The sequence below is a fragment of the Mucilaginibacter sp. P4_E8 genome, assembly GCF_056401495.1.
The window spans coordinates 1-8913 of sequence record NZ_JBFUJG010000175.1; the positions used below are offsets into that span (position 1 = coordinate 1).

Below are 8913 nucleotides of genomic sequence, written 5' to 3' on the forward strand. Positions count from 1 at the left end.
GAACTGGTTACCTCATTGGTTAAAAAGAAACTGAAAGATGATGAAAATCAAATAAATGATATCATCAGCAAATCAGAAAATGTGATTGAGGAAATGATCAATATGATGAAATGCTCTGAAGATGTATTTTCAAGGATAAACCCGATAGTAATGCATGATATGCAAAAATATCACCCTGAAGCCTGGGCGGAGTTTCAGAAGTTTAAAGCTGAGATCCTGATCAGTACACTGGAAGAGCTTTTAACAAAAGGTATGAAGCAAGGTTACATCAGGACAGATATTGACGTAAGGATAATTGCAAGGATGAGGGTGAGCCAGATTGAACTTGGTTTTAATACTGAAATTTTCCCGGTAGCGGAGTTTAATACCTGGAAAGTGCAGATACAGTTTTTAGATCACTTTAACTATGGCATTTGTACACTTAAAGGTTACAAGCTTTTAAACCATTATAAAAACATACATGATGAATAAAAAACACTGCTGACATAGGGCTGTCATTACCGTATATGACATTTGAATCGGCATCATAGATAATTGAATAATAACCCAACCACAATATATAAAATGAAATATCTACTTTTTACGGCAACAGTGTTTTGTGCCTTAGCCTTTAAAAGCTATGCGCAGGATGCGCCACCTAATAACCAAACATATAATTTTAGCGTTCAGGAATGCATAAACTACGCTTATGAGCATCAGGACTCGGTTGTAAATGCCAAACTTGATATAAAAAGCGCGGAATACAAAGTAAAAGAAACAACCGGTATTGGACTACCCCAGGTAAGTGGAACGGCCACATTTCAGGATTATTTAAAAATACCAACAACTTTATTGCCCGGAGAAATATTTGGCCAGCCTGCAGGTACTTTTATCCCTGTACAGTTTGGGGTTAAGTATCAGTCAAGTGTTGGAGCAACTGCAGACCAAATACTGTTTGACGGTAGTTACCTGGTAGGCTTAAAGGCGTCCAAAACTTATAAAGAGCTTTCTATCAGAAATCATACCCGTACACAAATTCAGGTTAACGTTAGCGTAACTAAAGCTTACTACCAGGTTTTAGTTAGTAACGAACAATTAAGATTGGTGAACGCCAATATCAAACAATTAAAACAGCAGTTTGATGAAACCGTAGCGCAAAACAAACAGGGTGTTGTTGAAAAAATTGATGTTGACCGGATCTCGGTTCAATACAATAATTTAGTGACCAGCCGTGAAAATACAATTCGGTCTCTTGCATTAAATTATCAGGTTTTAAAATTCCAGATGGGGATGCCTATTGAGAATAATCTTTCGCTAAAAGATAAGCTGGAAGATATTAAAATGGATGATACTGCTGATCTGGCGGCTGACACTTCATTTTATCACAACCGAATTGAATATAATTTAGCCGAAACAGGTATTGAACTTAAGAAACTTGATTTGAAGCGTCAAAAATCACAATACCTACCAACGCTGAAAGCCAATGCAACTTATACCTCATCTTATCAGAATAACAGTTTTGGTAATTTGTACAAAATGAACTTTCCTTCAAGCTACGTTGGACTTACTTTAAACATCCCCATATTTAATGGATGGCAGCGCTTAAACCAGGTACGGCAATCTAAAATTGCGGTTTTAAAATCGCAGAATGATTTAGAAAATTCGAAGAACGGACTAAAACTGGAGGCCAACAGAGCTAATGTAACCTATATTAATGGACTACAAAGCTTGAATAACCAAAAAAGAAACAGGGAATTAGCAGAAGAAGTGTTGCGTGTTTCTAAAATAAAATATCAGCAGGGAGTTGGTTCAAGCATTGAAGTAACACAAGCGCAAACATCGCTTGATGACGCAAATGATAAATACATACAAGGACTTTACGATGCTTTAATAAGCAAGGTTGATCTGGATAAGGCATATGGCCGCATTAAATAAACATTTACTAAACCCACTATATAAAAAAGACATGAAAAAACTACTATACATACCGGCTTTCATTTTTTTGGCGGCTTGCTCAAGTAAACAACCTAAGGATAAAACAGCCGAGCTTGCTGACCTGAAAAAACAACAGGCTGATCTAAATTCAAAGATCACCAAATTACAGGCCGAAGTAGGTTCAACAGATTCATCTAAAACTACAGATGTAAGCACAATTGCTATAAAACCAACCCAGTTTACCAATTATGTTCAGATACAGGGTAAAATTGACGCGCAGGATAACGTAACTGCTTATCCGCAGGCTCAGGCTATAATAACCGGCCTGTATGTAAAAGTTGGGCAACATGTAAGTAAAGGCCAAACGCTGGCCCAGCTTGATAATAACGTATTGCTGCAAAATATAGCACAAAATGAATCACAGGTTAGTTTAAACCAAACATTATTCAATCGCCAAAAAAATCTTTGGGATCAAAAAATAGGTACCGAGGTACAATTTTTGCAGGCACAAACAACATTGCAAAGCAGTAAAAAAGCATTGGCTGCGTTAAAACAGCAGGCGAGCCAGTACCGTATTGTATCTCCTATTAACGGAACTGTTGATCAGATGGACCTTAAATTAGGTCAGGCTGCCTCACCGGGCCAAACAGGTATCCGTGTGGTGAACGCCGATGTTTTAAAAGTGAAGGCTGATGTGCCTGAATCTTATGCAGGCAGTGTAAATACAGGCAACGAGGTGAAAATATTAGTACCTGATGCACAGGATTCATTAATTACCAAAGTAACTTTTGCAGCAAAGGCTATTGATCCAACTTCACGCAGCTTTGGTGTCGAAATAAAATTACCCGTACGTAAAACCCTTCGCCCTAACATGACTGCCATTATTCAAATAGCTAATTACACCAAGGCAAATACGGTAGTGGTGCCGGTTAAGGCTATTTTAAAATCAGAAACGGGCGATTATGTGTATCTTAATCAAAACGGAACTGCCAAAAAGGTGAATGTTAAATCAGGAACTACTTATGCCGGCAATACAGAAATATTATCAGGATTAAAAAACGGCGACCAACTGGTAACCGAGGGTGCCACTGAAATTGAGGATGGCGACAAAATAAAAGTATTACAGTCTGCTAATTAATTATTAACGTTTGATCTATTAATTATGAAAGATCTGAATAAAGAATTTGGGCCCTCAAGCTGGGCCATTGAAAATAAGACCGCTATTTACGTGCTCATATTTTTGGTTACCGTATTAGGGCTCATCAGTTACAACAACCTGCCTAAGGAAAACTTTCCGGATATTGCACAATCAAAGGTATTTGTAACTACCACATTTGCCGGGCAGTCGCCGCAAAACATTGAGAACCTGGTTACCAGGCAAATAGAGAAACAATTAAAGTCACTAAAAGGGCTTAAAAAAGTTACCTCAAACTCGGTGCAAAACGTATCTATTATTACCGCTGAATTTAATGCTAATATTGATATTAAAGACGCGAAAATTGATGTAAAAGATGCGGTAGATAAAGCTGAACAGGATCTGCCCCAAAATGATGATAACCTGAAGGAATCAGTAATATCTGACATTAACGTTGCTGATTTGCCCATTTTGTATATCAATATTTCGGGTAATTATGATCTGAAGAAACTGAAAGAATATGCTGATGTTTTAAAAGATGAAATAGAAAGTTACAAAGAAATTTCAAAGGTAGATGAAGTAGGGGCCTTAACTCCTGAGATCCAGGTAAATGTCGACCTGAATAAAATGGCAGCTACACAAATTGGCTTTAATGATATTATTAAGGCAATCGGAGACGAGAATATCCTTTCATCGGCAGGTACTGTTAAAACTGATGGTATACGCCGCAGTATTGATATTAAAAAGGATTTTAAAAATGCAGATGAGGTGGCCGCTATGGCTATCCGTAATCCTAAAGGACAAGCAGTTTACTTAAGGGATATTGCCGAGATTAAAGATTCATTTTTAGAGCAGGAGAGTTATGCACGTTTAAAGACCAACGATAACCCCAACTTTAAAAATGTAATTACCCTTAACGTAAGTAAAAGAGCGGGAGAAAACCTTATTGAGGCATCTGATAAGATCAATGAACTGATAAAACTGAAACAAAAAACAGTATTTCCCAAAGGGCTTGATATTGTTGTAACAGGAGATCAGTCTGATAAAACACGTACCACGTTAAATGATTTGATCAATACCATAGTGATCGGCTTTATACTGGTAACCGTTATTCTGATGTTTTTTATGGGTACTACCAATGCTGTATTTGTAGCGCTTTCTGTACCATTGTCGTGTTTTATAGCATTTTTAGTGATGCCTTCCATTGGGTTTACCCTCAATATGATCGTGCTGTTCTCGTTCCTGCTGGCACTGGGTATAGTGGTTGATGATGCTATTGTGGTAATTGAAAATACACACCGTATTTTTGCCAATGGTAAAGTGCCGATAAAGCAGGCCGCTAAAATGGCAGCCGGCGAAGTATTTCTTCCTGTGTTTTCAGGAACTATGACCACTTTGGCGCCATTTGTTCCTTTGGCATTCTGGAATAGTTTGATAGGACACTTCATGTTCTTCCTGCCTATTACACTGATCATTACCTTACTGGCATCATTGGTGGTAGCTTATATTATTAATCCTGTTTTCGCGGTTGATTTTATGAAACCGCACCATGAAGGCGAACATGATAACCCACGATTTGACAGAAAAACGACTATAACCGTGGGCGTTATGGCAGTATTGGCCATATTAAGCTATGCAATGTTTTTTGCAGGTATCTGGACAATGGGTATGGGCAACTTTTTGGTGCTTGCTATACTTTTATACCTGTTGAATCATTTTATTTTATTAAAAATAATAGACWGGTTCCAGAAAAAGGCATGGCCGCGTTTTCAAAGATGGTATGCAGGTTTGCTTGAAAAGGCAGTGCGCAGGCCGTTAACCATATTATTCGGCACTATAGTTTTGTTTATCCTGACTATTATGTTTATGATAGCCCGGTCGCCAAAGGTTGAATTTTTTCCATCAGGCGATCCAAACTTTGTTTACGTTTATTTAACCATGCCAATAGGTACCGATCAGGCTTATACCAATGAGATCACTAAAAAAGTTGAAAAGCGTGTAGCCGAAGTGGTTGAGCCTGATAAGGACATTGTATCATCAGTGATATCAAACGTTACCAAAGGGGTAACCGACCCAACAGATGAAGACCAGGGCGACTATGAAAATAAAGGTAAGGTAACCGTAGCATTTGTAGAGTTTGGCAAGCGTAATGGTAAAGACACCAAGGTAGTTTTAGCCAATATACGTAAAGCGGTACAAGGTATACCAGGAGCAAAAATTGCCGTAGCCCAGGAAAACAGCGGCCCTCCGGTACAAAAAGATATCAGTATTGAGATCATAGGGGATAATATTGACACGCTGGTTGCAACTGGTAACCGCCTTAAAAACTACATTGCCAAACAAAATATAGCAGGTATTGAAGGTCTTATTGCCGATGTACAAAGCGATAAACCCGAGGTGGTTTTTGACATTGACCGTGAAAGAGCCAATCGTGAAGGTATCAGCACTGCTCAAATAAGCCAGGCTCTGGGCACGGCAGTATTTGGTGCAAAGGCAGGTGATTTTAGAAATACCAAGGAAGATGATTATCAGATCAAAGTACGTGCATTAGAAAATCAGCGCAGCAATCTTGATGAACTGAAAAACATAAAAATAACCTATCGTGACCTTGCTACGGGCGGTGCCATACGTCAGGTACCTATATCGGCCTTTACGGATGTGCGTTATACCAATACCTATAGTAACATTAAGCGTAAACAACAGCGCCGTGTGCTTACTTTAGGTTCAAGCGTTATAAAACCGTTTAATGCGAATGAGGTGAATGCCAATATTTTGCAGGCTATTAATAACTTTAAAAAGCCGGATAATGTGATCATAAGGCAAGGCGGCGGTCAGGAAGACCAAATGGAAGCTATGAACTTCCTGTTGGGGGCTTTGGCTACGTCATTTGGGTTGATATTGATCATATTAATGATCCAGTTTAACTCTGTAGGTAAAACATTCATTATCATCAGCGAGATCTTCTTCAGTATCATAGGTGTTTTGCTGGGTGTAAGTATTTTCGGCATGACCATGTCTATCGTTATGACAGGTATAGGTATCATTGCCCTTGCAGGTGTGGTGGTACGTAACGGTATACTGCTGGTTGAATTTACGGATATGCTCATTGAGCAGGGGGCCAATTTGCATGATGCTGTGGTAGAAGCAGGGCACACCCGTATGACCCCGGTATTATTAACAGCTACAGCGGCTATTTTAGGTTTGATACCATTGGCGATAGGTTTTAATATCGACTTTGTAGGTATGTTCACCCACTTTGCTCCGCATATACACTTTGGTGGCGATAACGTAGCATTCTGGGGCCCATTGGCATGGACAATGATCTTCGGTTTAGGCTTCGCTACTATTATTACACTTATACTGGTTCCATGTATGTACATTATCCGTTATAACATAAAAGCAAAGCTTTTTGGTAATAAAAAAGAGGAAAAACATACAAAAGTATTGGAAGCAGAAACTGTATAGCTTAAGCTGCATAAAAATAGCCGTGTCTTTATTAAGGACACGGCTATTTTTGTTTTACAGGGTTTATTAGAATTTAAACCTGCTGATCAATCCYTTTAAATGTAGTCTCTTAATTAACCGGTTAAATCTTTTTTCATTTTTACTTCCCGCGTCAAGCGTGTCAAATACCAGGCCTGCCGTTACAGCGTAAACAGCATGGTGAAAACCATCAATAGCAATAGCCTTTGCATCTTCCTTATAAATGTGAGGGGCAGCTTTAAATTTAGGTAAGATAACCATGGCTGTACCCCAGATTGCTCCAAAATGAATCAGCGTTGCAGGTACGCCTTTTAGCCCGGTTAGTGAAATTAATCCACGTGTTATACCCCATACAGTTCCGTATGACCAGTGTATCTCGTTCGAAAGCTTTTGCTTGTCTCCCCGGCTGACTGGCTTTAATCCCACTGCTTCTTCTGTGACTTTTAGTGGCGCTTCACTTGGTTTGCGTTTGGTTATCTTCATTTCTATTATTTGAGATAAGGTTATGGCGGCCGTGGCCACCAATCCGGCAAGCAATCCTTTGCCTATTGCTCCTCCCAGCTCGCCCAAGGCATTGTTTTCATGTAGTTTCATAGTTTTAGTTTTGATGTACTATTTACAACAATGTAAGTTGCTTATTGATTTATGTTTTTAATTAGAACATAAATTGCCCTTCTGGGGTTCTACTATTAACAAATAGAACAACTATGCATTTAAAAATATCAAAGCCGTTTTGGCAAGTTATTAGCCTCGGTACTTTGGCAGGTATGCGATCAACATCGGCGCCTGTTATTACCAGCCATATATTAAGCCATCATCAATCAAAAAACCTGGAGCATTCTCCTTTAAGATTTATGCAATCGGCCAATGTGGCCAAAGTGCTGAAACTTGTTGCCTTGAGCGAGCTGGTGGCTGATAAATTACCATCAGCACCTAACCGTATTAAGCCCGCGGTGCTGGCAGCACGTGTACTATCGGGCGCGCTGGCCGGAGCAAGTATTTATAAAGCAATAGGTGGTAAAGCCATAACAGGTGCGTTAATAGGGGGCGGGGCAGCATTTGCATCAACCTTTGGTAGTTACTTTTTGCGMAAAAGTGCTGTTAAAAGCAGCCATATAATTGACCCTGTAATTGGCGCCATTGAAGATGCCCTTGTAATAGGTAGTGGCATGGGTTTATCACGTTTGGCTTAACCCGCTGTTTTAGGTACAACATATTTTTCCAGATCCTTTATTTCATTTCTTGATTTAGGGAGACTACCAGGATAATTTTGCTGGATATAAGTGATCAGGTTTTCGCGAATGTAACAACGCAGGTCAAACGCATCTGACGAGTTGCTGGCGCTCATCAGTACACGGATCTCTATGGCGTTTTCCTTACTATCGGTTACCTGAATAATGCTCACTTTTTTATCCCATAGTGGCGATTTTACTATCAGGCGGTCAAATTCTTTCCTGATCTCGTCAAGGGGTATGGAATAATCCATATATAAAAATACAGTTCCTAATATATCTGCCGAACTGCGCGTCCAATTTTGAAATGGTTTTTGTATAAAATAATTTATAGGCAAAATAAGCCTTCGCTGATCCCAGATCCGTAATACTACATAGGTTAAGGTGATTTCTTCAACCCGGCCCCATTCACCTTCAACTACCAGTACATCATCAATACGTATAGGTTGTGTAAATGCTATCTGGAAACCTGCAAGCAAATTTCCCAACGAGTTTTGAGCGGCAAAACCAACAATGATGCCACCAATACCTACACCGGTTAACAGGCCGGTTCCAATTTTACGCATACTTTCAAAACTCAGCAAAATAATGGCTATGGTTACAAAAACAATGATCACCACTAAAAGCTTGCGCATAAACTGAATCTGCGTGCGTATTTTACGTTCCAAAAGATTATCCGCCTTGTTCAGGTCATAAGCGTGATAAATATAGTCTTCCAGTATTCTTACAGAGCGTACCAGGATGCCGGCAAATGAAATGGTTAACAAAATTTCAACGGTTTTATCCAGTGGTGCTATGAATGCATTGTCCATCCGCATAAAGGGTAAGAACAGGTTAAGCAGGAACAACGGGATAAAATAGGTAATGGCTGTGCCCAGATTAACTATTATTGACCTGAAGAAGGAGTAGGAGGTTTCTTTTTTCGCATAAAGTTTAAACAGGTGGGTAACTATAAATTTTATAATGAGCCCAACCAATATAGCAATCAGGGCAATTATAAGATCCCAAACAATAGATGGGATACGCTGTGAAAATTCGAGCAGATCAGGAGGCAACCTATTTTCTGTATTCATAGTATTATGTTATATAAATCTAATCTAAAAATAGTAGGAATGTAAAATTGTTTTAGCAATTGACAATGTGTTAGGT

7 protein-coding genes are annotated in these 8913 nt (G+C 39.2%); 5 read left to right on the forward strand and 2 right to left on the reverse strand.

Going from position 1 to position 8913, the window contains the following annotated elements:
* From AC1DRQ_RS27680 to AC1DRQ_RS27695, 4 genes are all read left to right on the forward strand, one after another.
* Positions 1-471 (forward strand): hypothetical protein (locus AC1DRQ_RS27680; RefSeq protein WP_477428771.1); only part of this gene is annotated, 471 nt, incomplete at its 5' end.
* Between the two features lie 93 nt (positions 472-564).
* Positions 565-1914 carry a TolC family protein gene (locus AC1DRQ_RS27685; protein ID WP_477428773.1) on the forward strand — a complete coding sequence of 450 codons (1350 nt, stop codon included), beginning with the start codon at positions 565-567 and terminating at the stop codon, positions 1912-1914.
* Positions 1915-1945: 31 nt separating this feature from the next.
* Positions 1946-3052, forward strand: coding sequence for an efflux RND transporter periplasmic adaptor subunit (locus tag AC1DRQ_RS27690; RefSeq protein WP_477428775.1), 1107 nt, complete (start codon positions 1946-1948; stop codon positions 3050-3052).
* 24 nt (positions 3053-3076) lie between these two features.
* Complete coding sequence (locus AC1DRQ_RS27695) at positions 3077-6514, forward strand: efflux RND transporter permease subunit (RefSeq protein WP_477428777.1); 3438 nt, start codon at positions 3077-3079, stop codon at positions 6512-6514.
* A 66-nt stretch (positions 6515-6580) separates the two neighbouring features.
* Here AC1DRQ_RS27695 and AC1DRQ_RS27700 read toward each other — a convergent pair whose 3' ends face one another.
* Complete coding sequence (locus AC1DRQ_RS27700) at positions 6581-7126, reverse strand: hypothetical protein (RefSeq protein ID WP_477428779.1); 546 nt, start codon at positions 7124-7126, stop codon at positions 6581-6583.
* A 113-nt stretch (positions 7127-7239) separates the two neighbouring features.
* On the opposite strand from AC1DRQ_RS27700, the gene AC1DRQ_RS27705 reads away from it, so the two are divergent.
* Positions 7240-7725: a DUF4126 family protein gene (locus AC1DRQ_RS27705; RefSeq protein ID WP_477428781.1), complete on the forward strand. Its 486-nt coding sequence runs from the start codon at positions 7240-7242 to the stop codon at positions 7723-7725.
* Here the strand turns inward: AC1DRQ_RS27705 and AC1DRQ_RS27710 are convergent.
* Positions 7722-8837: a mechanosensitive ion channel family protein gene (locus AC1DRQ_RS27710; RefSeq protein WP_477428783.1), complete on the reverse strand. Its 1116-nt coding sequence runs from the start codon at positions 8835-8837 to the stop codon at positions 7722-7724. The genes AC1DRQ_RS27705 and AC1DRQ_RS27710 overlap by 4 nt on opposite strands.
* Positions 8838-8913: the final 76 nt, after the last annotated feature.

Excerpts from the sequence above, each read along its gene's own strand:
- AC1DRQ_RS27710 (WP_477428783.1), bottom strand. The coding sequence starts at position 8,837 with ATGAATACAGAAAATAGGTTGCCTCCTGATCTGCTCGAATTTTCACAG.
- AC1DRQ_RS27685 (WP_477428773.1), top strand. The coding sequence starts at position 565 with ATGAAATATCTACTTTTTACGGCAACAGTGTTTTGTGCCTTAGCCTTT.
- AC1DRQ_RS27690 (WP_477428775.1), top strand. The coding sequence starts at position 1,946 with ATGAAAAAACTACTATACATACCGGCTTTCATTTTTTTGGCGGCTTGC.